The 22,968-nt window shown below is 65.2% G+C and carries 26 protein-coding genes; 16 read left to right on the top strand and 10 right to left on the bottom strand.

What is annotated here, in order from left to right; translation table 11 throughout:
• Nucleotides 1–14 precede the first annotated feature (14 nt).
• The gene (locus ACFQJC_RS16645; RefSeq protein WP_390225469.1) at nucleotides 15–647 is read right to left on the bottom strand and encodes an IMPACT family protein; all 633 of its coding nucleotides are present in this window, start codon (nucleotides 645–647) and stop codon (nucleotides 15–17) included.
• A 279-nt stretch (nucleotides 648–926) separates the two neighbouring features.
• Nucleotides 927–1,430 carry an ACT domain-containing protein gene (locus tag ACFQJC_RS16640; RefSeq protein ID WP_390225467.1) on the bottom strand — a complete coding sequence of 168 codons (504 nt, stop codon included), beginning with the start codon at nucleotides 1,428–1,430 and terminating at the stop codon, nucleotides 927–929.
• Between the two features lie 177 nt (nucleotides 1,431–1,607).
• Between ACFQJC_RS16640 and ACFQJC_RS16635 the strand changes: the two genes are divergently transcribed.
• A complete protein-coding gene (locus ACFQJC_RS16635; RefSeq protein WP_390225465.1) occupies nucleotides 1,608–2,321 on the top strand; it encodes a hypothetical protein in 714 nt (237 codons plus the stop codon).
• Between the two features lie 36 nt (nucleotides 2,322–2,357).
• Here ACFQJC_RS16635 and hisB read toward each other — a convergent pair whose 3' ends face one another.
• Nucleotides 2,358–2,951 carry an imidazoleglycerol-phosphate dehydratase HisB gene (hisB, locus tag ACFQJC_RS16630; RefSeq protein WP_390225463.1) on the bottom strand — a complete coding sequence of 198 codons (594 nt, stop codon included), beginning with the start codon at nucleotides 2,949–2,951 and terminating at the stop codon, nucleotides 2,358–2,360.
• 401 nt (nucleotides 2,952–3,352) lie between these two features.
• Between hisB and ACFQJC_RS16625 the strand changes: the two genes are divergently transcribed.
• Nucleotides 3,353–3,490, top strand: coding sequence for a hypothetical protein (locus ACFQJC_RS16625; RefSeq protein ID WP_390225461.1), 138 nt, complete (start codon nucleotides 3,353–3,355; stop codon nucleotides 3,488–3,490).
• Nucleotides 3,491–3,515: 25 nt separating this feature from the next.
• On the opposite strand, the gene ACFQJC_RS16620 is transcribed toward ACFQJC_RS16625, so the two are convergent.
• Together ACFQJC_RS16620 and hisA are read right to left on the bottom strand one after the other, a co-directional pair.
• Nucleotides 3,516–4,100, bottom strand: a complete 585-nt coding sequence (locus tag ACFQJC_RS16620) for a dihydrofolate reductase family protein (protein ID WP_390225459.1) — start codon at nucleotides 4,098–4,100, stop codon at nucleotides 3,516–3,518.
• 158 nt (nucleotides 4,101–4,258) lie between these two features.
• A complete protein-coding gene (hisA, locus tag ACFQJC_RS16615; RefSeq protein ID WP_390225457.1) occupies nucleotides 4,259–4,984 on the bottom strand; it encodes a 1-(5-phosphoribosyl)-5-[(5-phosphoribosylamino)methylideneamino]imidazole-4-carboxamide isomerase in 726 nt (241 codons plus the stop codon).
• 138 nt (nucleotides 4,985–5,122) lie between these two features.
• On the opposite strand from hisA, the gene glmM reads away from it, so the two are divergent.
• Together glmM and ACFQJC_RS16605 are read left to right on the top strand one after the other, a co-directional pair.
• Nucleotides 5,123–6,484, top strand: coding sequence for a phosphoglucosamine mutase (glmM, locus tag ACFQJC_RS16610; protein ID WP_390225455.1), 1,362 nt, complete (start codon nucleotides 5,123–5,125; stop codon nucleotides 6,482–6,484).
• 40 nt (nucleotides 6,485–6,524) lie between these two features.
• Nucleotides 6,525–7,118 carry a GNAT family N-acetyltransferase gene (locus ACFQJC_RS16605; RefSeq protein WP_390225453.1) on the top strand — a complete coding sequence of 198 codons (594 nt, stop codon included), beginning with the start codon at nucleotides 6,525–6,527 and terminating at the stop codon, nucleotides 7,116–7,118.
• On the opposite strand, the gene ACFQJC_RS16600 is transcribed toward ACFQJC_RS16605, so the two are convergent.
• The 3 genes from ACFQJC_RS16600 to ACFQJC_RS16590 all read right to left on the bottom strand — a co-directional run bounded on the left by ACFQJC_RS16600 (nucleotide 7,108) and on the right by ACFQJC_RS16590 (nucleotide 8,809).
• Nucleotides 7,108–7,359 carry a hypothetical protein gene (locus ACFQJC_RS16600; RefSeq protein ID WP_390225451.1) on the bottom strand — a complete coding sequence of 84 codons (252 nt, stop codon included), beginning with the start codon at nucleotides 7,357–7,359 and terminating at the stop codon, nucleotides 7,108–7,110. The two genes, ACFQJC_RS16605 and ACFQJC_RS16600, sit on opposite strands and share 11 nt — an antisense overlap.
• A gap of 11 nt (nucleotides 7,360–7,370) precedes the next feature.
• A complete protein-coding gene (hisI, locus tag ACFQJC_RS16595) occupies nucleotides 7,371–7,733 on the bottom strand; it encodes a phosphoribosyl-AMP cyclohydrolase (RefSeq protein ID WP_390225449.1) in 363 nt (120 codons plus the stop codon).
• 62 nt (nucleotides 7,734–7,795) lie between these two features.
• Nucleotides 7,796–8,809 carry an A24 family peptidase gene (locus tag ACFQJC_RS16590; protein WP_390225447.1) on the bottom strand — a complete coding sequence of 338 codons (1,014 nt, stop codon included), beginning with the start codon at nucleotides 8,807–8,809 and terminating at the stop codon, nucleotides 7,796–7,798.
• A gap of 255 nt (nucleotides 8,810–9,064) precedes the next feature.
• On the opposite strand from ACFQJC_RS16590, the gene ACFQJC_RS16585 reads away from it, so the two are divergent.
• Both ACFQJC_RS16585 and ACFQJC_RS16580 read left to right on the top strand, forming a co-directional pair.
• Nucleotides 9,065–9,358, top strand: a complete 294-nt coding sequence (locus ACFQJC_RS16585) for a hypothetical protein (protein WP_390225445.1) — start codon at nucleotides 9,065–9,067, stop codon at nucleotides 9,356–9,358.
• A 74-nt stretch (nucleotides 9,359–9,432) separates the two neighbouring features.
• Nucleotides 9,433–9,585 carry an AbrB/MazE/SpoVT family DNA-binding domain-containing protein gene (locus tag ACFQJC_RS16580; RefSeq protein WP_390225444.1) on the top strand — a complete coding sequence of 51 codons (153 nt, stop codon included), beginning with the start codon at nucleotides 9,433–9,435 and terminating at the stop codon, nucleotides 9,583–9,585.
• Nucleotides 9,586–9,633: 48 nt separating this feature from the next.
• On the opposite strand, the gene ACFQJC_RS16575 is transcribed toward ACFQJC_RS16580, so the two are convergent.
• On the bottom strand, nucleotides 9,634–10,335 hold the full coding sequence (locus tag ACFQJC_RS16575; protein ID WP_390225442.1) for a nucleotidyltransferase family protein: 702 nt from the start codon (nucleotides 10,333–10,335) through the stop codon (nucleotides 9,634–9,636).
• On the bottom strand, nucleotides 10,332–11,561 hold the full coding sequence (locus tag ACFQJC_RS16570; protein ID WP_390225440.1) for a molybdopterin molybdotransferase MoeA: 1,230 nt from the start codon (nucleotides 11,559–11,561) through the stop codon (nucleotides 10,332–10,334). Before ACFQJC_RS16570 ends, ACFQJC_RS16575 begins: the two co-directional genes overlap by 4 nt.
• A gap of 161 nt (nucleotides 11,562–11,722) precedes the next feature.
• Here ACFQJC_RS16570 and ACFQJC_RS16565 point away from each other — a divergent pair, with 161 nt between their 5' ends.
• Genes ACFQJC_RS16565 through ACFQJC_RS16520 form a run of 10 tightly spaced genes read left to right on the top strand, consistent with a single transcriptional unit; the run spans nucleotide 11,723 to nucleotide 22,779 of the window.
• The gene (locus ACFQJC_RS16565; protein WP_390225438.1) at nucleotides 11,723–12,319 is read left to right on the top strand and encodes a CoxG family protein; all 597 of its coding nucleotides are present in this window, start codon (nucleotides 11,723–11,725) and stop codon (nucleotides 12,317–12,319) included.
• Complete coding sequence (locus ACFQJC_RS16560) at nucleotides 12,316–13,203, top strand: FAD binding domain-containing protein (RefSeq protein WP_390225436.1); 888 nt, start codon at nucleotides 12,316–12,318, stop codon at nucleotides 13,201–13,203. Before ACFQJC_RS16565 ends, ACFQJC_RS16560 begins: the two co-directional genes overlap by 4 nt.
• Nucleotides 13,200–13,829: a (2Fe-2S)-binding protein gene (locus tag ACFQJC_RS16555; protein ID WP_390225434.1), complete on the top strand. Its 630-nt coding sequence runs from the start codon at nucleotides 13,200–13,202 to the stop codon at nucleotides 13,827–13,829. The genes ACFQJC_RS16560 and ACFQJC_RS16555 overlap by 4 nt, the downstream gene beginning before the upstream one ends.
• Nucleotides 13,826–16,309, top strand: coding sequence for an aerobic carbon-monoxide dehydrogenase large subunit (locus tag ACFQJC_RS16550; RefSeq protein WP_390225432.1), 2,484 nt, complete (start codon nucleotides 13,826–13,828; stop codon nucleotides 16,307–16,309). The genes ACFQJC_RS16555 and ACFQJC_RS16550 overlap by 4 nt, the downstream gene beginning before the upstream one ends.
• A gap of 6 nt (nucleotides 16,310–16,315) precedes the next feature.
• Nucleotides 16,316–17,455, top strand: a complete 1,140-nt coding sequence (locus ACFQJC_RS16545) for an XdhC family protein (RefSeq protein ID WP_390225430.1) — start codon at nucleotides 16,316–16,318, stop codon at nucleotides 17,453–17,455.
• Nucleotides 17,452–18,465, top strand: a complete 1,014-nt coding sequence (locus tag ACFQJC_RS16540; protein WP_390225428.1) for an AAA family ATPase — start codon at nucleotides 17,452–17,454, stop codon at nucleotides 18,463–18,465. The genes ACFQJC_RS16545 and ACFQJC_RS16540 overlap by 4 nt, the downstream gene beginning before the upstream one ends.
• Nucleotides 18,449–19,912, top strand: coding sequence for a VWA domain-containing protein (locus tag ACFQJC_RS16535; RefSeq protein WP_390225426.1), 1,464 nt, complete (start codon nucleotides 18,449–18,451; stop codon nucleotides 19,910–19,912). The genes ACFQJC_RS16540 and ACFQJC_RS16535 overlap by 17 nt, the downstream gene beginning before the upstream one ends.
• Complete coding sequence (locus tag ACFQJC_RS16530) at nucleotides 19,909–20,820, top strand: Rossmann-like domain-containing protein (protein ID WP_390225424.1); 912 nt, start codon at nucleotides 19,909–19,911, stop codon at nucleotides 20,818–20,820. The genes ACFQJC_RS16535 and ACFQJC_RS16530 overlap by 4 nt, the downstream gene beginning before the upstream one ends.
• Nucleotides 20,817–22,013, top strand: coding sequence for an XdhC family protein (locus ACFQJC_RS16525; protein WP_390225422.1), 1,197 nt, complete (start codon nucleotides 20,817–20,819; stop codon nucleotides 22,011–22,013). The genes ACFQJC_RS16530 and ACFQJC_RS16525 overlap by 4 nt, the downstream gene beginning before the upstream one ends.
• On the top strand, nucleotides 22,006–22,779 hold the full coding sequence (locus ACFQJC_RS16520; RefSeq protein WP_390225420.1) for a ZIP family metal transporter: 774 nt from the start codon (nucleotides 22,006–22,008) through the stop codon (nucleotides 22,777–22,779). The genes ACFQJC_RS16525 and ACFQJC_RS16520 overlap by 8 nt, the downstream gene beginning before the upstream one ends.
• The last annotated feature ends 189 nt before the right edge of the window (nucleotides 22,780–22,968 follow it).

The raw sequence follows: 22,968 nt of genomic DNA, 5'->3' as shown, positions 1-22,968 counted from the left end.
CTGAAAATCTTTTTCTATTCGAGTTCGACCCGGCCGCTCGTCGCACTCCGGAGTCTATCCCGCAGTTCGTCGGCGTCTTCGATAGGAACTCGAACGTCGAACGAGACCTGCTGGTCGTAGTCGGCGTCGAACTCCACGCCCGTCGATTCTAAGATTCCGCGAACGCTCCCCGAGTCGTCGTACTCGACCGTCGCGGTGAATCGCTCGTGGGGAATCTCCTCTATCACGCCCGCCGCGTCGAGCGCCTCTTTGACCGCTCTGGAGTAGGCGCGGGCGAGACCGCCGACGCCCAGGTTCGTGCCGCCGTAGTAGCGAGTCACGACCACGACGACGTTGCGGATGTCCTGTTGGACGAGGACGTTGAGCGCGGGCTTTCCCGACGACCCGGTCGGTTCGCCGTCGTCGCTCTGGTACTCGCGGAGCATGACGTTTCCACTGCCCGGAACCGACGACGATGCCGAACCCGCAGGGACGCGATAGGCGGGGACGTTGTGGGTCGCATCCGGGTGTGTCGCCTCGATTTCGTCGATGAACGCCTCCGCGTCCGCGACCGTCTCGGCGGGGGAGATGTAGCCGATGAACTCCGAACCCTGGACTTCGAACCGCGCGTCTGCCCGGCCCGAGACGGTGCGATAGGCGGTAGTCATGACTCCGAATTGGCGACGCGGCAATCAAAAACGTTCGCACAGAAAGAAGTTACAATCCGCAGGAGTTCGCGTACGACGTACAGCCATTTTGGATACAGACACCGCAGAAATGACTCGTCTCGGAGACTGCGGAACCACAACACAGGCAGGTTCGGAATTGGGACATGCTACAATGTAGCACGAATTTCTATATGAATCTTATCCCCGGAGTGACAGAACTTCACGAATAGTAACAATATCCAGAATGTCCATCATGAACGATAGTTCTAGAACGGGAGTTCACGCGATAGTGATACGGCGAACGAACGGGAGCGTCGAGAGACTGTTGAGAAGTTCGCCGGGGACTGGGTCGTCGGTGATGAGGTAGAGTTTCGGGTCGTCGGTGAACTCCGGGTCTTCGCTTATCGTCTGGCGAATCGAGATTCCCGCGTCGGCGAGTTTCGACGTGACGGTGGCGACGATACCCGGTTCGTCCGCGTTGGCCACCTCGACGGTGAGCACCGAGAGGTTCAACACGGGTGCGAGGTCCATCAGACTCGGAATCGAAGAGATGTTCTGGAAGATGCGGCGCAGTTCGTCGTCGGCGAGGATGGCGTCGGTCGTCGAATCGACGACGCGGCGGTCCACGTTCGCCTCGCGGGCGATTCCCGTGTTCGGAATCTCGATGCCGCCGGAGACGACGCGGCCTTCGTCGTTGACCGAAAACCCACGCTCCAAGAGCAATCGAATGACAGCCTGTTGGCTCGGACTGCCTTCGAACTTCTCCATAATCTCGTCAAACATCTGTTGTAGTGCAAATTTGCGTCGTGACGCATTAAGTGGTACGTCAGACAGCAGTTCCGTCACGCCGCGGGCGCGGAAATGCACCACCATCAGCGAACGAACATATCATCCAGCGAGCTTCGAACCCCTCGCGCCGGCAGACGAGGGTTTAACCCCCATCAGGGTGACACCTTGTGCATGCGCGAACTCCGCTCTTGTGACTTCTGTGGTGCCGACGCCGCGGGTATCTTCGAGGTGCTCCCCCCGGAATTCACTCCCGCCCCGGACCAGCGACGCGTCATCCTCTGTGCCGACTGCGAAGAGACGCTCACCTCCGTCATCGAACCGCTCGTGGCTCGCCTCGGCGCGGGCGACGGCGACACACCTGCACCCGATGCGACGACAGAATCGACCGGGTCTCCGGAATCGACCGCGTCTCCGGAACCGACCGGGTCGAACGCGGGCGGCGTTTCCTCGGTCGAAGTCGATGCCGTCGAACCTGCGCCGGAATCCGACGCGACGACGGGGTTGCCCGCGGACGACCCGCTCTCAGAGCCAGTAGACAGTGTTGAATCGACCGACGTCGAGAGAGAACCGAATCCAGAAGCGGAGTCAGAATCCGCCGACGTCGAGGGAGAAGCGACCGGTGTCCAGACGGAAGAAGCCGACGTCGAGACCGAACCACCGACGAACGCGGCCAGAAACGGCGAGCCGATGCGCCCCGAACCGCCGAAGTTCCGGCAGGTCATTCGAATCCTCCAAAACCGCGAGTTCCCCGTCGAGCGCGCGGAAGTCGAGGACCTCGCGTCGAACGCGTACGGACTCGAAACCGACGAAGTTCGAGATATTTTCGACTACGCAATCGAGCGTGACCTCCTCGAAGAGAAGGGCGGCCAACTGTACAGAGCCTGAGAAGCGCGGCGAATCCGCCTCGCCGAGCGCGCCTCCTTAGAGCGTTCCTTTCGTGCTCGGCGTGTCCGAACGCCGCGGGTCGATTCGAGTCGCGTCGTCGAGCGAGCGAGCGAGCGCTTTGAACATCGCTTCGACCTCGTGATGGGCGTTGTCGCCCTCGACGCCAACGTGGAGGGTGAGTCCGGCGTTCATCGCCAGTGAGAGTCCGAAATGCTCGGCCATGACGCTCGTGAAGTCGCCGATAGATTCCTGCGAGAAGTCGCCCGAGAAGTCGAAAAAGGGGCGACCGGACACGTCCACGACGACCGAAGCGACTGCCTCATCCAGCGGGACCTTGCGGTCGGCGTAACGGACGATACCTCGCTTGTCACCGAGTGCCTCCGCGAACGCCTCGCCGAGGACGATAGCCACGTCTTCGATGGTGTGGTGGTCGTCGATGTGCAGGTCACCGTCGCAGTTGACCGTCAGGTCGAACAGGCCGTGTTTGGCGAACGCTTCGAGCATGTGGTCGAAGAAGCCGATTCCCGTCTCGACGACGGCGTCACCGTCGCCGTCGATATCGAGCGTCACCTCGATAGTCGTCTCGCTCGTCTCGCGCGACAGCGCAGCAGTTCGGTCGGCGTCGCTCATACCGCGTTCGAGGGGTGGCGGGCATAAGGTGATTGCGCTCGCCACAGTCGCTCGACCCGAGAATCGTGTCAACCGATTCGAGAGTACGTCAGACGCACGTCTGCCTGAATTTCATATCGACTGCCCGTGAGTCACCCTCATGCATCGAACAGGAGCGCTGATGGCCGGGTACACCATCTGCATCGGCGGGCTGATGCTCACCGCTCCTTCAGGAACGATGGCTGCGGTGGGTGGGGCACTGGTCGTATTCGCAGCCGGGGCAACGGTGGTGAGTGAATGGGGAGACAGGAAGGCGTAGCCAGCAGTCTCAGGGAGCGACGGCGCTGGCGGACCAGTCACGGGAGGGCCGTCTAGTGTGCCTGCCAACGCCGCATCCGAAACGCGACGTTGTGACAGTGACAATGCTCGCGCTTGGCGGTCCGTTTCTGAACACCTCGCGGCCCGAGACCGCACTCATCGGCGTGCTGTTCGTCGCCGTCGGCGTCTATGGGACGGTCGATTCGCTCGGCGCACTCATCGAACGGTACTTCCATCTGTAGTTGTCGCCTCAGAGCGTTCCATCGGTTAGCTCTCACTCGACTGTTGGACCTCGTAGGTCAGAACCGCAAAGACGTCTCCCTGTTTTTCCACGTTAGTTAGTTTCAGGGGTGGGTTCGTGATTGTCCGCGGCAGTAGCGGAGCACCCGAGGCGAGCGTGACGGGAGCGACGCTGAGAATAATCTCGTCGAGTAACCCTCGGTCGTGGAACTGTCCCACTAGGTCACCACCACCGACAAGCCAGACGTTCTCGCCGTCAGCGGCATCCACCATTTCCGCGTGGACGGGCGCGACATCTCCCTGCACGAAGTGAACGTTCGCACCCTCGACCGCCGGTAAGTCCCGAGTACTGAACACCCACGCCGGAACCTCATACGGCCACTTCTCCGGGTTTTCCACGAGGTCCTCGTGCTCGAGAATCCATTCGTAGGTTGTCGAGCCCATCGCCAAGGCACCGACTTGGTCTACGAATCGGGAGTAGTCGTCGTCCACGCCCTCAATCTCCTCTATCTCTCCGAACTGAAAGAGCCAATCGAGAGAGTGATTCTCGTCCGCGAGATACCCGTCGATGCTCGTTGCGGTGTAGTATTGGGTCTTCATCGATGTGCTCACTGTACAGGAAGCGCTTCGATTGGATAATATCGCTCGTTTTCGCCTGTTGACACCGGCCAGTGACCGAGACGTGCCCCGTCTTCAGTACGCAGTTCACGTCGTGCGTCGAATGTTTCAACAGGACCGTTATTTTCACCGCACCCGCGACTCTCGGGCGGTCACCGACGCGAGGCGTCCATCGCTTCTTCCAGCGTGAATTGGCCCTCGTAGAGCGCCGTCCCGACGACGACGGCGGCCGCCCCAGCGTCCCTGAGCGCGCGGATGTCGTCCAATGTGGCGACGCCGCCGGAGGCAACGACCGGGATATCGACGGCCTCGACGACGCTCGTCGTCGTCCCGAGTTGGACGCCCTCTAGTTGGCCCTCGACGTCCACGTCGGTGAAGAGAATCGCGGCCGCGCCGAGTTCTTCGTAGCGGGCGGCGGCCTCGGCGGGGTCGAGGCCGGTCCCTTCGGTCCACCCGGAGACGAGCACTTCGCCGTCTTTCGCGTCGAGGCTCACCATCACGCCGTCGGGGTAGTCGTCGGCGAGTTCGGCGACGATATCGGGGTTTTCGACCGCCGCCGTCCCGAGAATCACGCGGTCCACACCCCGGTCGAGGAGTTCGCGGGCATCGTCGGCGGTCCGGATGCCGCCGCCGAGTTGAACCGGAACGGAGACTGCATCGAGCACCGCATCGACCGCGGGAGCGTTCTTTCGCTCGCCGTCGAACGCGCCGTCGAGGTCCACGAGGTGGAGGGTTTTCGCGCCCGAATCGACCCACTTGCGGGCGGCTTCGACGGGGTCGCCGTACGTCTTCTCGGTGCCGCGCTCGCCCTGGACGAGTTGGACGACCTCGCCGTCTTGCATATCGACCGCCGGGATGACTTCGAAACTCGGGAACATACGCCCTCCTGAGAGAGCGAACCGGGTAAACACACCGAATGCGGCGACCGGGTTGCCAGCGAGCGCCCGTGAAAAGTGGCCGACCCGAATCCCACCAGTTCGGAACGGCTTTGTCGCGCCAGCGAGGAGACACTGGCAATGAAACTCTTCGGTTCTAGCGGTACGCGCGGCGTGGTGGGGGAGAGTCTCACCCCCGAGTTCGTGCTCCGCGTCGCCAAAGCCGCGGGCACGGTCTGGAACGCCGACCGCGTCGCAATCGCCCGAGATACGCGAACGACGGGTGAGATGTTCGTCAACGCCGCGTCTGCGGGGTTGGCGAGCGTCGGCGTGGACGTTGACGACCTCGGTGTCACGCCAACGCCAGCGGCCGTCCGCTACTGCGAAGCCGCGGACGTACCGGGTGTCATCATCACGGCCTCCCACAACCCCCCGGAGTTCAACGGCGTCAAACTCGTAGACGACGGCGTCGAACTCTCGGTCGAACAGTTGGAGCGCGTCGAAGACCACATCCTCGCCGAGGATTTCGACGTGGCCGCGTGGGACGAAGTCGGCTCCGTCCGAAAAGTCGAGACGGCGAATCAGGACTACCTCGACGAACTGCTCGCCAGCGTCGATGCCGAGAAAATCGCCGACGCGAACCTCACCGTCGCCCTCGACCCCGGCCACGGCGCGGGGTCGCTCGTCACGCCCGACTTCCTCCGCGAACTCGGCTGTGAAGTCCGCACCGTCAACGCCCAACCCGACGGCCACTTCCCCGGCCGAAACTCCGAACCCGTCCCGGAGAACCTGACCGACCTCGAACGACTCGTTCGCGCGAGCGACGCGGACGTCGGTATCGCCCACGACGGCGACGCCGACCGCGCCGTCTTCGTGGACGAGCACGGCGAGGCAATCTCCGGCGAGTCGTCGCTGGCCGCACTGGTCGCCGCGAACCTCGAACCCGGCGATGCGGCCGTCTCGGCGGTCAACGTCTCTCAGCGACTCGTGGACGTGTGCGACGCCGCCGGCGCGGACCTCGAACTCACGCCCATCGGCTCGACCAACCTCATCACCCGCATTCGCCAACTGTGGACCGAAGGCGTGAACGTCCCCGTCGCGGGCGAGGGCAACGGCGGCGTCTTCTTCCCGAACTACCGACTCGTCCGCGACGGCGCGTACATCGCGGCGAAGTTCCTCGAACTCGTCGCAGAACGCCCCGCGAGCGAGGTCGTCGCGCCGTATCAAGACTACTACAACGTTCGCATCAACGTCGAGTACACGCGGGAAGCGGAACTCGACGCGATGCTCTCGGCGGCGGCCGCGTACGCCGAAGCCGCGGATGCGACGCCGAACACCACCGACGGCTACCGCCTCGACTACGGCGACGCGTGGGTGCTCGTCCGCCCCTCGGGGACCGAACCGAAAGTCCGCGTCTACGCCGAAGGGCGGAGCGAAGCACGCGCCCAGACGCTCGCCGAAGACGCCGCCGACGCGCTGTATGCGGCCTTAGACGAACTGTAGCTCTGGATTCATTTTTACGACTCGTCCGCGTACGTTCGGTATGAACAGCGACGTGGTCATCAGGCCGCCGCGCTCTCGTGCCGATATGCGCGGCGTCTGGCGCGTGAACGTGCGGTGTTGGAACGAGGCCTACGGTCATATCTTCGCCGACCGTGTCCTCCCGAGTCTCGACGAACCACCGTCGATATCCTCGCTGGGCGAACGGCTCGTCTACGCGACCAGTCTCAACGAGAGCGGGACCGGACGCTACGTCGTCGCCGTGGACGAATCGGGTGACGAGACCGACGGTGAACTGAAGGACGGCCCCGATGAGGGCGACCACGTCGTCGGCTTCGCAGCGGCGCGGTGGGGCGAAGATACGAAGTCGTTCGTCGGCGACGACGAGGCCGGACTGTGGATACTCTACGTGGACCCCGATTGGTGGGGACGGGGTATCGGAACGCGACTCCTCGAAACGGTCGAAGCGGCGATTCCCGAAGCGTACACGGCGCTCGTCTTGGACACGCTCGCGGAGAACGAGGTGGGAAGACGCTTCTATCGCGCTCGCGGCTTCGAGGTCCGCGAGACGATGCAGATAGAAATCGGTGGAGACCCGTACTCGGCCGTGATTCTGGCTCGGCCGCTCAGAAGCTAATCGCTGCGAAGAGGAGACAGAGACCGCCGAAGACGAGGAGCATGAAGCCGCGTTCGAGGTCGTCGTCGTCGATTTCGTCGTCCGGTGGGTCCTCGCGGGTCGGGTCGAGGACGAACTCCGGGTCGTCCGGCCGGGCGGCACGTCGAGCGGCGGCGGCGCTCTTGAGCAGGCGGGCACCCATGGCGAAGCAGGCGAGCCCGAGCAGGAGCGAAACCAGCGCAACCGCGTTTACGTCCACCATCAGTGAGTCGGTTACTCGTACACGTCGTCGGGGTCGAACACCTTCTCGCCGACGTCCTCACCGTCGATGGTGCGGTAGAAACACGACCGGCGGCCGGTGTGACAGGCACCGACGTTCTGCTCGACGAGATACAAGAGCGTGTCGGCGTCGCAATCGACGCGAACCTCCTGTACCGCTTGGGTGTGGCCGCTCGATGCGCCCTTCTCCCAGAGCTCGTCTCGACTCCGCGAGTAGTAGTGGGCACGCCCGGTTTCGAGCGTCCGCTCCAGTGCCTCGGGCGAGACGTAGGCGAGCATGAGCACCTCTCCCGACTCGGCGTCCTGGGCGACGGCCGGGACGAGTCCATCGTCGCCGAAATCGACCTCAACAGTCATAGTTCGGCTCACGAAGTGACGCGGGTTATCTCTTATGCGTTTCAGCGGACGAATGACAGGGATTAGACGATTCCGAGCGCGCCGAGGACGCCGAAGAGGATGTCGCCGTAGACGAACGCGACGACCAGTCCGACGAACATCGGGACGATGAACGGGATGCCCGGCGAAATCCAGACGGACTCGCGCTCGGCGACGAGTTCGAGGCCGCCCCGGAGTTTCTCGGGGGTCGTCCCGTAGGCCGTCCCCTCGATGGAGTCGAGGAAGGCGTCGGCACCCCACGGGTCGTCGGCCAATTCCTCGTCGCCGTCAGCGACACCCGCACGGTCGCCGTCGGAGGCGACGACGCCGCCGTCGGTCGCCGGTTCGCGGTGGACCGCGCCGTCGGTCGGGTCGAACGTCTCGCCAATCGTCGCGGGGTCGCGCAGGGAGCCGGGATTCTCGCGCACGTCCGCGAGGGTGAGCCCGCGCCACCGGAGATACATCCGAAGCGCGTCGAGGTCGAGTCCGTTTCGCGTGATGCCGTCGGGCGACTCGAACAGCCGACCGTGGGCGGTCGAGAGCGACGGCACCGACACCTTTCGGCCGACGAACGAAATCGGGAACTCGAACTCGCCGGCGGCGAGGTTGCGGGCCGCGAGCATGAGCGGGTAGCCGAGACCGAGGATGACCGTGTTCGTGAGGATGGTCATCGAGAAGACGCCGAGCGTGGTTCGAGTGAGCGGGAAGACTGTCCCACCGACCGCGTAACTCGGGAACGTCGGCAGGAGGATGGCGAAGACCATCAGCGCTTTCGCGTCTGCGCCGCCGAAGCCGCCGAGACGCCAGAACAGGTACGACAGCGGAATGATGAAGAAGACGCTCAGGCCGGCGCGGACGAGATACAGGCGGTCGAACACCGTCTCGATGGGGAAGACGCCGAGCAGTTCCCACGCGAGCAAGACGAGTCCCAACGCCGCCAGCGGGTACCAGACGACGTTCGGAACGCGCCGCGTGCGGATGTCGCGCCAGGCGGTCCACGCGAGGACGGGCACGACGACCAGTCGCAGGAGGTCGGGGAGCGTGCCGATACCGAACATACCCGGAGACTGGGGGCGAGGGAGATAGGTGTTCGGGAAGGATATCAATCGTGAAATCGCGTGCGATTGGTGAAAACGCACCCGCAGAAACGTCATCACGACTGTCTCCGTCGAGGACGTGGTCGTTCCCGACGACGGCGAAGTCGTCGCGTTCTGAGAGACGGGACTCGAAACTGACTAGACGGCGACACAATCCACGAAAACCCACGTTCTTCTCCAGAAGCTATAACCGCCCCCACCGCGCAGAGAAGAGTCATGTGTCGGGAGACGAAGCGAGAGCCAGCCTGGGTGTCGGTCATCAGGCTCGCCTTCCTTCGCGGGACGATAACTGTCGAAGCCGTGATGGAAGAGGCGAACCTCCAACCCGGCCACGAGCGAACGGTCCAAGACGTGCTCTCGACGATGGCCGACCGAAACCTCATCCGGCCGGTCGAGTCGAAAGAGGGAACGTACGTCCCCGGCCCCGTCCTCATCGAATCCGACCGATACAACCTCGACTTCTCGAAGGCCTCGGACGGCGGTGCGCACCGCTGGCAATCGGCCAACTGACGTGCTGGCTCCCTATCGACACTCGCTTTCCCATAGCGTAAACTATGAGTAGACTACGGGGGAACTACTCGTCTATGGGCCGTCTCACGGACACGAAGATATCCGAGAAGAACCTGACGACGATACCGAAACCAGTGCGGAACTTCCTCGACGTCGGTGCCGGCGACCGAGTCGAGTGGCACGTCGAAGACGGGCAGATAATGGTCAAAAAGCTCGTCTCTGAGTAGCGATTCGAGAGCGACGACCGGCCGAGTCGCGCCGAGCGGTGTGACAGTTCAGATGTCGTCCGGAACGTCCACGTCGCGCCGGATTCCGGGGTCATCGACGGCGACGAGCGCACTCGCCTCGCCGTCGAGGAGAATCTCGCGCCCGCCGATGTCGCCTTCCGTGTCGAGTAACGCGTCGAAGTGCCGCGAATCGAAGAGGACCGGATTTCCTCTGTTGCCGTCGAACGCGGCGGCGAGTGCGTCGCCAGCGTCGGCGGCGTACGCGGCACAGAGCGTATCGACCGTCTCCGGGGAGACGAAGGGCATGTCACCGAGGGCGACGACGACGGCATCCGCGTCGGTGGAGTTCTCCCGGACCGCTTCGATTCCCCTCCGGAGCGACGACGCCTGCCCCGTCTCGTAGTCGTCGTTGACGACGAATTCGACCGAGAGACCGTCGAGGGCGTCGCGCACGCGCTCGGCTTCGTACCCGAGGACGACGACGACCGAATCGACGCCGCTCTCGAGGAGCGTCTGGGCGGCGCGGCGGACGATGGGTTCCGAATCGACCGTCGCCAGCAACTTGTTTTCGTCACCGAATCGACTGCTCGTCCCGGCGGCGAGGAGGACGCCGACGACGGTCGGCGAGTCACCCGTCGAGTCTGAGGCGGGCGCGGCGTCGGGAGTCGCACCCTGAACGATAGGCAAGTCTCGGGATTCGACCGACTGGTCCGACGACTCCTCTTCCCGCTCCGGGCGCTCGTCCGTCATCGTTCCAGAACCGAGAAGGGGACGACGGAGACCTGTTCGTCCGCGGCGACAGGCTCTTCGGTGAGTATCACGCCGTCCGCGGCGCTCGCGCGCGTACTCGACGAGAGGACGCTCGGGTCGAACGTCTCGTCGTACACCGACAGCGGCGAATCGACGTGGCCGAGCGGCATCGCAACGCCGTCTTCCATGGTCACGGGAATCCCGTAGGTGAACCCGGGCACCGAGAGGTCAACGTCGCGCGCCATTCGCGCGGTGACGGTCGGAAGCGACGTCTCGCCGGTGAAGAACGGGCGAGCGACGAGCGCCGTCACGAGGTGTGCGCCGATTGGCTTGCCGGGGATGGCGAACGCCACCGCGTCGTAGTCGGGGAGTCGGGCGACCGCGATGGGTTTGCCGGGTCGCAGTTGGACGCGGTGGAACAGCACCTCGCCGAGGTCGGCGAGCGCCCGGACGACGTAGTCCTTGTCGCCGACGCTCGTGCCGCCGGTAGTGACGACCACGTCGTGTTCGCGGGCGAGTTCGGCGATTCGGTCTGTGACGCGGTCGTGCGTGTCGGGGACCGACCCTTCGTACGTCGCCTCGTGGCCCCACGAGCGGACGAGTCCGGCGAGCATCGGCGAGTCGAGGTCGGTCGAGCGCCCCTCGTGAATCTCGGTGCCGGTCGCCAGCAACCCGACCGAGAATCGCTCGTGGACGCGTACGTTCTCGATGCCGAGGTCACCCAGCAAGATGGCGTCCTTGGCACCGAGGCGGTCGCCGGTGGCGAACAGTTCGGTTCCCGCCGAGACGTTGCTTCCGCGCTCGTACACGTACGTGCCCGGTTCGATTTCCGGGCCGTCGAGTCGGCCGTCTTCGACGACCGCCTCTTCGCGCTTGAGGACGGCGTTCGCCGACCGCGGGAGCGGCGCGCCGGTCGCAATGCGAGTCGCCGTCCCGGGTTCGAGCGTGGGTGGTTCGTCTTCCGGAAAGACCCCGGTATCGACGACTTCGAACGGATAGGAGTCCGAGGCGTCGAAGGCGAACCCGTCCATCGTGGCGAAACTGTACTCGGGGAGGTCTCCCGGGGCGTCGATGTTCTCGGCAACTGTTCGACCGACGATGTCGTCGAGCGAGACGTGCTCGGTCCCGAGTCGGGACAGCGATTCGTCGCGGAGCGACCGAGTTCGCCGAACCGCGTCCGATACCGAGATGAGGTCGTCGCCGTCGTGCGTTTTGTTGGAGTTCATTGAATCTAGTAACCCGTGTAAGGTGATAACACATCCCCGAACACTTATTGTCACAGTAATCCATGACAGAGCTTGAGGTAATAGTATGCACATAGTGCGGGGTTATAAAAGATGACGACGACCGGAAAACGACCAACGCGGCTCAGAGAGGGGTGGCACTGATGGAGTTCAACGGCGAGTTCGAACTCGAAAGCGTCCCGCCGGAGAAGGCGTGGATCGTACTGTCAGACCCGATTGCGGTCCGAAATTCGCTGAAAGGCTGTAAGTACATCACGCCGAAGACCGACGAGTTCAGCTTCGACGACTACGAGCCAGAAGAGGACGTAGAGACGCTCCCCGAGGCGGACCCGGACGACGTCGCGGCGCGCGCGTTCAAGGAAGGCCAAGACTACGCCGCGCTGATGCAAGTCGGCGTCGGGAGCGTCAAGCCGCGCTTCGAGACGACGGTGTCGATTACCGAGCGCGACGAGGAGAAGTTCATCATGACCGCGACCGGCAGCGGGAGCGCCAGTGGCAGTAGCTTCAGCATGGAGTCGGGGATGCAAATCCACCCACTCGAAGACGGCGACGGCTCGCGTATCGAGTGGTGGACCGAAGCCGACATCTCGGGTCGCATCGCGCAACTCGGGTCGCGCGTCATCAACCCGGTGGCGAACAAAATCGTCGGCAACTTCTTCAAGGATATCGAGCGACAGATGACCGAAGTCAACGAGGAGACGGATTCGAGTATCACAGACCGAATCCGTGGGCTGTTATGAAGCCCGCACCGTTCGAGCAGCACGAACCGACCACCGTCAAGGAGGCGGTGAGCCTGCTCGAAAGTCTGGACGACCGCGCGATTCTCGCCGGCGGCCAGAGTATGGTCCCGATGCTTCGGTTCCGACTCGCGGTGCCGAAGACCATCATCGACATCAATCACGTCGAGGGACTCGACGTCTTCGGCGAGGAAGACGGGTGGCTCAGAATCGGGGCGCTCGTCCGCCACGCCGACGTAGAACACTCGGACCTCATCGCCGAGAAGTACGGCAGTTTCGCCGACACGGCCCCGCTCGTCGCCGACCCGCAGATTCGAAATCGCGGGACGGTCGCCGGGTCGGTCGCACAGGCGGACCCGAAGGGTGACTGGGGGAGCGTCCTCCTCGCCCACGAGGGCGAAGTCGTCGCTCACGGCCCCGACGGCGAGCGAACCATCCCGGCGGACGAGTTCTTCCTGTTGCCGTACGACACGACGCTCGATGAGAACGAACTCGTCACCGAGCTTCGCGTCCCGGTTCCGGTCGCCAACGAGGGAAGTTCCTATCACAAACTGAAGCGCAAGGTCGGCGACTACGCGATGGTCGGGTCGGCCGCGCGACTCATTCTGGACGACGACGGCGTCATCGAGACGGCTAACATCGCGCTCACTGCCGTCGATATCACCAACGTCCGAGCGACCGACGCCGAGGAGCACCTCGAAGGTGAGCGACCCAGCAGCGACCTGTTCAAGCGCGCCGGCGAACTGGCGGCCGAACAGTCGAACCCCGAGGCCGACGAGCACGGCGGCGTCGGATACAAAGAGCGGATGGTGAGCGTCCTCACCCAGCGCGCACTCAGCGACGCGGCCGAACGCACCGGCGCGGTGAAACGAACGGTGAAACAATGACGATTACACGAGAAATCACGCTCACGGTCAACGGGACCGAGCATACGGTCGAAGTCGAACCGCGCCAACTCCTGGTGCACACCATCAGGGAAGAACTGGATATGACTGGGACGCACATCGGGTGCGACACCGGCAACTGCGGCGCGTGTACCGTCGTCAAAGACGGCGAACCCATCAAGTCCTGTCTGATGTTCGCCACGCAGGCCGACGGGAGCGAACTGCTCACCGTCGAAGGGATGGAAGCACTCCCCGAGGCGGCCGGCGGTCTCCACCCGTTACAGGAGGGCTTCCGCGAGGAACACGGTCTCCAGTGCGGCTATTGTACGCCCGGCATGCTCATGTCCGGCAAGGCGCTGCTCGACGACAACCCGGACCCGAGCGAAGCGGAGATACGCGAGGCAATCAGCGGCAACCTCTGTCGCTGTACCGGCTACCAGAACATCGTCAAATCCATCGAGTACGCCTCGGACAAACTGACGGAAGTCGCCGCCGCCGACGGTGGCGTCGAAGCCCTCGAATCGTCCAGCACGGGTGACGCCGAGTTCACCTGCGGCGTCGAGAACTGCTGCGGCGGCCCATCGACCGACCGCGACCACGTCGGCGACACGGGAGGTGACGCCCGATGAGTAGCGACGAGCGACCGTACGTCCACTCGGAGGACGGCGGCCCCGACCCGGAGACGTTCTGTGGTCACGGCCGCGGCGGGATGGGCGAGGAGGTCAAACGCAAGGAAGACCAGCGCTTCATCACGGGTCGCGGCAACTACGTGGACGACATCAAGAAACCGGGGATGCTGCACTGCGAAATCCTTCGCAGTCCGCACGCACACGCCCGAATCAAGAACATCGACAAGTCGCGGGCGCTGGACGTGGACGGCGTCGTCGCCGTCCTCACCGCCGACGACCTGCTCGAACACGGCCTTGCGACGATGCCGACGTTGATGGCGGACACGCAGGACGTGCTCGTCAACGACAAGGTGAAGTTCCAGTCCCAAGAGGTCGCAGCGGTCATCGCAACCGACCGCTACACCGCGAAAGACGGCGCGCAGAAGGTCGTCGTCGATTACGAGGTGCTCGACCCGGTCGTGGATGCCCACAAGGCGCTCGAAGAGGACGCGCCGCTCATCCGCGACGACATCGAGGGGCAGACCGACAACCACTGTCTCGACTGGGAGACGGGCGACGAAGAGGCCACGGCGAAGGTGTTCGACGAGGCCGACGTGACCGTCAAAGAGCAGATGCTCTACCAGCGACTCCACCCCGCCCCAATCGAGACGTGTGGAGCGGTCGGCGACTACGACCCCGGCAAGGACAAACTGACGGTGCACATGACCTCGCAGGCACCGCACATCCACCGGACGCTGTTCTCGCAGGTGGCGGGCATCCCCGAACACAAGGTCCGCATCGTCAGCCCCGACGTGGGCGGCGGATTCGGTAACAAAGTGCCCATCTATCCCGGCTACGTCGTCGCGGCCGCCGCGTCGGTCGTCCTCGAAAAGCCGGTGAAGTGGGTCGAGGAGCGCTCGGAGAACATCCAATCGACCGGGTTCGCCCGCGACTACGACATGACGGGCGAACTCGCGGCGACGAAAGACGGCAAGATTCAGGCGGTGCGAACGCACGTGCTGGCGAATCACGGCGCGTACAACGCCGTCGCCCAGCCGTCGAAGTTCCCCGCGGGGTTCTTCAACATCTTCACCGGGTCGTACGACATCGACACGGCCTACGGGTCGTTGACGGCGGCGTACACGAACACCGCACCCGGTGGCGTCGCCTATCGCTGTTCGTTCCGGGTCACCGAAGCCGTCTACCTCATCGAGCGGATGGTGAAAGTGCTCGCCGACGAACTCGGCATGGACCCCGCAGAGATTCGACGGAAGAACTTCATCCCGCCGGAGAAGTTCCCGTACAAGAGTCCGACGGGGTGGAACTACGACTCCGGCGACTACGAGAAGGCACTCGACCTCGCACTGGAGATGGCTGACTACGACGCCTACCGCGAGGAACAACAGCGCCGCATCGACGAAGACGCCGACAAACTGCTCGGCATCGGCATCTCCTCCTTTACGGAAGTCGTCGGGGCCGGCCCCGGAAAGACCTGTGACATCGCCGGCGTCGAGATGTTCGACTCCGCCGACATCCGCGTCCACCCGAACGGGAGCGCCACGGTGCGAGTCGGCGTCCAGACGCAAGGACAGGGTCACGAGACCACCTTCGCCCAAATCGTCGCCGAGGAACTCGGCATGGACGTCGAGGACATCACGGTCGAACACGGCGACACCGACACCGACCCGTACGGACTCGGTACCTACGGGTCGCGGAGTACGCCGGTCGCGGGCGCGGCCGCAGCAGTCGCCGCCCGGAAGGTCCGCGAGAAAGCGAAAACCATCGCCGCGAACGAACTCGAAGCGAGCGAGGACGACGTGACGTGGGACCGCGAGACCGGCGAGTTCCACCTCATCGGTGCGCCGGACCGGTCGATTACGATCACCGAAATCGCCGCCGGAGCCTACATGAACCACCCCGCGGGCGAAGAACCCGGTCTCGAAGCCGTGGACTACTACGACCCGCCGGAGATGACCTACCCGTTCGGCTCGTACATCGTCGTCGTCGAGGTTGACCGCGAGACGGGCGAAGTCGAGTTCGAGAAGTTCGTCGCCGTGGACGACTGCGGCAACCGCATCAACCCGATGATTATCGAGGGTCAAATCCACGGCGGACTCGCCCAAGGTATCGGGACGGCGATGCTGGAACACGTCACCTACGACGACAACGGCAACGTCACCGGTGGCGACTTCATGAACTACCTGCTCCCCACCTCGATGGAGATTCCGGAGTTCGAGACGGGTTACACCGTCACGCCGTCGCCGCACCACCCGATCGGTGCGAAAGGCGTCGGCGAGTCGCCGACCGTCGGGTCGCCGCCGGCAATCGTCAACGCCGTCGTCGATGCGATGGCGCACGCCGGTATCAAACACATCGAGATGCCCATGACGCCCGACAGAGTCTGGGAGAAACTCGACGAGGCGGGTCTCGCCATCGACCCGGCCGACCACTTCGACTTCGAGTTCGAAGCGGCGGGAAGCGGCGAGGCGGCAGACGACTAAGCATAAATGACAGACGGAACAGCACACGACGCTCACCACGACGCCCACCACGACGCGGACGCCAGCGACGACCTCGCCGAACGCGAACGACTGCTGACCGAGCGCGGCGACCCCTACGCTCGGGCGACCGTCGTCCGACGCGAACCGCCGGTCTCGGCGAACGTCGGCGACCGCGCGGTCGTCACCGCCGACGGTGACCTCTTCGGATGGGTCGGCGGCGCGTCCTGCGCACAATCGACGGTGATTCGAGAGGCCCGAGCAGCCATCGCGGACGGCAAACCACGGCTACTCGGTCTCGCGCCCGACCCCGAGGACGTCGCACGCCCCGGACTGGACGCGTTTCCGATGACGTGCCACAGCGAGGGTACCCTCGAAGTGTTCGTCGAACCGGTGATTCCGGCGACGCAACTCCTCGTCGTCGGCGATTCACCCGTGGCGCGCTCGCTCGCCAGACTCGCCCCCGAACTCGACGTGACGGTCACCGTCGTGGACCCGGACGGGGCGAGCGACGAGCAGGCGGGGAGCGACGCCACGACGGTCCTGACTACGCTCGACCCCGGCGACATCGCCGCGGAAGTCGGGTCGGGACCGTTCGTCGTCGTCGCCTCGATGGGCAAGTACGACGCTCGCGGCGTCGCCGCGGGCGTCCTCGCCGACGCGCCGTACATCGGTCTCGTGGCGAGCAGCGTTCGCGCGACGGAAGTCGTCGAGCGCGCCGCCGGACTCCTCGACAGCGACCCGGAGACGATTCGGGATGCAGTCACGACTCCCGCCGGTCTCGACATCGACGCCCACACGGGGAGCGAAATCGCCGTCAGCATCCTCGCCGAACTCATCGACGTGCGAGCGTCGGTCGGTGCGGTCACTGCGTCCGGCAGTGAGTCGGCGCGCGAAACCGAGTCCTGCTGTTCCGGAGGCGACCACGACAACCACCACGACGCGGAGACGACGGAGGCCGCCGACGCGAGCGACGGGCCGCACATCGACCCCGTCTGCGGGATGACGGTCGAACCCGAGGGCGCGCCGAGCGTCACGCACGAGGGGCAGACCTACTACTTCTGCTGTCAGGGCTGTGCGGACTCCTTCAGCAACGACCCCGACGAGTACCTCGACGCGGACGAGGGACGGCCCGCTCACCCACGATGACGGGAGAGCAGTCGGAGCCTCCGACCTCGCCGTTCGGCGACCTCTCCGAATCTGGGTTGCGCGAGCGGTTCGACCGACTGAACTACGTGGCGACCGACCGCGTCGTCACCACCGTCTACCTCGCGCTGCGGATGGGCCGACCGCTCCTCGCGGAAGGGCCCCCGGGGAGCGGGAAGACGGAACTCGGGAAGGTGCTCGCCGAGGCGTTCGACACCGAGTTGATTCGCCTCCAGTGTTACGAGGGGTTGACCGTCGAGAACGCACTGTACGAGTGGAACTACACGAAACAACTGCTGGCCGTCCAGTCGGACGAAGGACGGGTGGGCACGGGCGAGACGAACGGCGAACCACCCGTAGACGAGGCACGATCGAACTCGGTGTTCGACGAGGAGTACCTCCTCGAACGCCCGCTCCTTCGGGTGCTCACCGCCGACGGCGACCGACCGCCGGTGCTGCTCATCGACGAGATAGACCGCGCAGACGAGGAGTTCGAGGCGTTCCTGTTGGAACTGCTCTCGGACTTTCAGGTGTCGATTCCAGAACTGGGGACGGTCACCGCGGACCACCCGCCCATCGTCATCCTGACCTCGAACCGCACGCGGGCGCTGAGTGACGCGCTCAAACGTCGCTGTCTGTACCTGCACGTCGAACCGCCGTCGTTCGAGACGGAGTACGAAATCGTCACCCGCAAAGTGCCCGAACTCGACGCCGTCGTCGCCGCCGAGGTGTGCGCAATCGTCGAGCGCCTCCGCGAGGAGTCGTTCCTCAAGCGCCCCGGTGTCGCCGAGACGCTCGACTGGGCGCGGGCGGTTGCGACACTCCGAGCCGACTCGGGAGACGACGACTCGGCGTCCATCTCGACCGACGAAATCGAGCGGACGCTCGGCTGTCTGCTCAAGGAGGTCGAGGACGTAGAGCGCGTCGATACGGAACTGCTCGAACGACTCCGTGAGGCCGCCAGCGTGGCGACCGACCGAACCGTGGAGGTTCCCGATGGCTCCCGGTCCTGACTTTTTCGACGGGAACGACGCGGGACAGACCCAGCCACCCGGCTGGCAGAACGTCCCCGACTTTCGACTCGCGCGACGCCACGTCGTGACGGAGTTGATTCGCTTCACGCGAACCCTCCGACACGCGGGCGTGTCGGTCCCGGCGAACGGCAGTCTCGACGGGGCCAGCGTGCTCGCGGTGATGGGGCTGTCCGACCGAGCGGCCGTCGCCGACGCGCTCCGAGCGACGTTGCTCGTCGATGCCGAGGACGGCGACGCCTTCGACGAAGCCTTTCCCGACTTCTGGCACCGCCTGCGAACGGGACTCGACCGAATCGCCACCGACGAGGGTGGTCTCTCGCCCGACGGCGACGAGTCGGACGACACAGAGAGAGAACGCCCAGTTGCGCAGTTACAGGAAGACGAGAGTGACGATGCCGACACCCCAGAGACGCTCGGCGACGCGGCGGCACCCGAGATGGGCGCCGGCGACGAACCGGGTCGGGTGGACGTTCGGATTCCGACGGGCATGCAACACTCGACGAGCGAGCGGCCCGCATCGACCGACCCCGGCGACGGGAACGCCCGGCGATACAGCGCCGTCGGCGGACGCGAAGCAATCGACGGCGACACGCCACCACTCTCTGAGCGCGACCAAGCGGCCGTCGAGCGATTCGTGGACGCGCTGGCGACCATTCCCGGCCGTCGAAGTCGCCGAACCGAGGACGGGAAACGCGTCGATGCCCGTCGCGCACTCCGAGCGAGCATCGCCACCGGCGGGACGCCCATTCGACTGCCGACCCGCGAACCGGTCGTCAACGAACTCCGGTGTTGCCTCCTCGTCGATGTCAGCGGCTCCGTCCTCGATACGGTTGACCGAGAGACCCTGCTCGCGTTCGCAGAGGCGCTCCAGACGAGCGCCCGAGCGGGGTCGGTCTTCCTGTTCGACACCGACCTCGTGGACGCGACCGACCAGTTCGCCCGGGCGAAGGGAAACCCCGCGGCCGCACTCCGCGCCGCCGAAATCGACTGGGGTGGCGGGACGCGCATCGGCGACGCGTTCGAGACGCTCCGACGAGAGCATCCCCACGCAATCGACCGGCGAACCGCCGTCGTCGTCGTCAGCGACGGTCTCGACGTGGGCGACCAGGAGACGCTCCAGCGGGGCGTGACGTGGCTCGCCGGCCGAGCCAACGCGCTCGTCTGGCTCAATCCGCTCGCGGTGTCGCCGGCCTACGAACCGAAGTCGAAGGGGATGGCGACGTGTCTGCCCTACGTCGATGCGCTGTTCGGATTTGCGACGCCGGCGGACCTGGCCGAGGCCGCGCGACAACTCGAACGCCGCGGCACCGCCGGGCCCATCGGCTACGAGTACGACCCGCGCCGAAGACGCTCCCGAGACGGCGCGGCGTCGAACGCGACGTCGAATGCGACGCCCAAAACGAGCGACGAGGGAGGAGTTTCGTGACCGACCCGCTTCTCCCCGCCGTCGTGGACCGACTCCGCACGCTCGGTGCGCCAAATCGAGCCACGCTGGAGCGAGTGACCATCGGCGATTCGGTTGTGATGGTCGAACTGTCCGGCGTGCAGGCGGCGACTCAAGTCGGGGAAGGGCCGAACGGCGAAGAGTCGAAGAGCGAACACTCGAACGGCGGGACGACTGCCGGTCTCGCCCATCGACCACCCGGTCCCGCGCCGTCCACGGACGGTCTCGACGTCTCGACGCTGCTCGATTGGGCGGCGTCGGCACCGGCCGAAGGCCCGAAAACGCCCGCCGACCGCGTCTCGTTGTCCGTCGCCGTCGCGGCGCTCAACGCGCTGTCGGTTCCCTCTACCGAGTGGACGGCGGGCGACCCGATGGCGCTGCTCGATGCGAACGTCGAGACGATTGCGACGGTGGGGCTGTTTCGCCCCGCGTTCCGGAAGTTCGACGACGTGGAGGTTCGCGTCATCGAACGCGACGCAGTCGGCGACGTGGCCGCGCCCGAGGGCGTTCAAGTCACGGTGTACGGGCAATCTGAGGCGAGCGCGGCGCTCGCCGACGCCGAGGTGATTTTCGTAACCGGGTCTGCGTTTCTGTACGGCGGCGTCGAGCGATATTTGGACGCCGCTCCGTTGACGGCGACGGTCGTGGTCGTCGGTGCGACCGCGTCGTTCCTTCCCGACCCACTGTTCGATGCCGGCGTCGATGTCGTCGCCGGCGCGTCGGTGGCCGACGCCGACCGCGCCCGAGCAGCGATTCGCGCCGGTGCGTGCGGGACCGACCTGCACGACGCCGGCGTGCAGAAAGTGTACGCCGTTCGCGGCGGGTCCACCGCGAGCGGCCTGTCGCTTCGGCGACGTGCGAACGAGGACCAGCGAGGACTGAACCCATGACAGGAAGCAAGTGGAGTGTTCCGGAGACCGAAGTAGTACAGCGCGTTCACGAGCGACTCGATGCGGACCACGCGGACGTTCTCGCCACCATCGTAGACGTGGAGGGGAACGCCTACCGACGCCCCGGTGCGAAGATGCTCCTCGACGAAGGGGGCGAAGGCGTCGGCAGTATCACCGCCGGGTGTCTGGAAGACGACCTGCGCACGGTCGCCGAGTCGGTCCGCGCGTCGGGGCGTCCCGAAGTCGTCACCTACGACCTGATGGACGACGAGGACGACGTGTGGGGACTCGGCGTCGGCTGTAACGGCATCATCGAAGTGCTGTTAGAACCACTGGACGAGACCTACCGACCGGCCGTCGAAGCGTTCACCAACGGGCGTGACGTGGCGGTTCTCACGGTTCTCGACGGTGACGAGAGCGCAGAGGGGTTCGGCAAAATGCGTGTGCCATTGGAAACCGGTGCTCGGGCGTACTACTACCCAGACGACGGGAGTTTCGTGACCCCCGACGGCCACTCGGCCAGCGACTGGCCCACGTCGAACGCGAGGTTGACCGAGAACGCACAATCGCTCGCCGAACGCGGGCGGGCGGGCGTCGTCGAACTCGACCACGAGGGCCATCGACTCAGCGTGTTCGTGGACGGTCTCGCGGCCCCGCCGAATCTCGTCGTCTTCGGAACGGGCCACGACGTCGGCCCGGTCACCGAGTTGGCCGCGAAGAACGACTTCCGGGTGACGGTCGTCGGATTCCGCGGCGGCGTCGATATCGAAGCGCAATTCCCCGATGCCGACGAGACGCTGACCACCTCACCGGGGTCGGTCGCCGACGCACTCGACCTCACCGAGCGAACCTACGCCGTCGTCATGACCCACAACTTCATCGACGACCGACTGACCGTCGAGACGCTGCTCGACTCGCCAGCGCCCTACGTCGGACTGATGGGACCACACGAACGCTTCGAAGAGATGCGCGAGCGATTCGAGGAGGAGGGAACGACTTTCGACGAACGAGCGCTCTCGACGCTGTATACGCCTATCGGACTCGACCTCGGCGGCGGGTCGCCGTACCAGATAGCCCACAGCATCGTCGCCGAGCTACTGGCCGTCTCCAACGACCGACACCCCGACCACCTCCGGACCCGCGAGGGGCACATCCACGAGCGGGTCGCCGCCGGAGCGAGTGGGGATGACTGACCGCGTTCGTTCGAGTGGTCGTCTCCTCGGTCTCGCCGCGCTCGTCTGGTTCGGTGTCGGTCCCGCCAGCGCCCACGAGTTCGGGTCGAGCGCGGGCACCGTCGTCCCGATTACCGTCGTCCTCGCTCTGTCGGTCGGCGTCGCTACGCTCGGTGGACTGTGGGCGCTCGTCGGCTCGACTCGACTCACGACGCTCGCACCGCCGACGCGACGGCGTCTCACGACCCTGTTCGGTGTCGTCCTCGTCGGTCTCGGCGTGAGCGTCTTCCTCCCAATCGCCGTGACGGACCCCGTGGTCGCCGTCGCGGGCGTCCTCCTCGGGAGCGTCGTTGGATTGGTACTGCCGCACCACCACGCGACCGGCGAGCGATTCGTGAACCGCGCCACTGCGGTGAGCGGCGCGCTGACGCTCCACCGGGTCTTCGAGGGAATCGCGCTCGCGGCGGTGTACGCGGCCAACGAGGCACTCGGCGTCGTGACGGTCCTGCTCTTGACGCTCCACACGACGGTCGAAACCGTCGCCGTCGGCGTCGAATACGGCTCGACGGGTCGGCGAAGTCGGGGTCTCGCCGCGATACTCCTGTTGCAGGCTGGATTTGTCTTCAGCGCGGCCGTCACGCTCCTCGCGGCCGGGTCGTTGCCAGCGGTCGTCCGTGGGTTCGTACTCGCGGGGGTTGCCGGTCTCCTCGTCGTCGTCGGTGCGCACGACGTTCGTGGTCACGTCGTCGAGGGACCGCGGCAACGACTCGGGAGTGAAGTGGAGTAAGCGGGCGGCGATCAAGGGTCGGGCGAGCGAGGTTCAGTTGAGCGAGGGTCGGTCGAGAGCAGTCGCTCGTCGGTCTCGCGGCGAAAGAAATGCTGAGAGTTGGCGTCTTCGATGACGCGGTTCTTTCGGCAGTTGTCTCACTCGCCGTATTTGTGGGCAATAGTGGGTAAGAGTTATTCGACAGTGGGT

Source organism: Haloferax namakaokahaiae, assembly GCF_042663225.1.
In the GTDB taxonomy this organism is placed as follows: Archaea; Halobacteriota; Halobacteria; order Halobacteriales; family Haloferacaceae; genus Haloferax; species Haloferax namakaokahaiae.
This window is presented reverse-complemented; position numbering and strand designations above follow the sequence as displayed.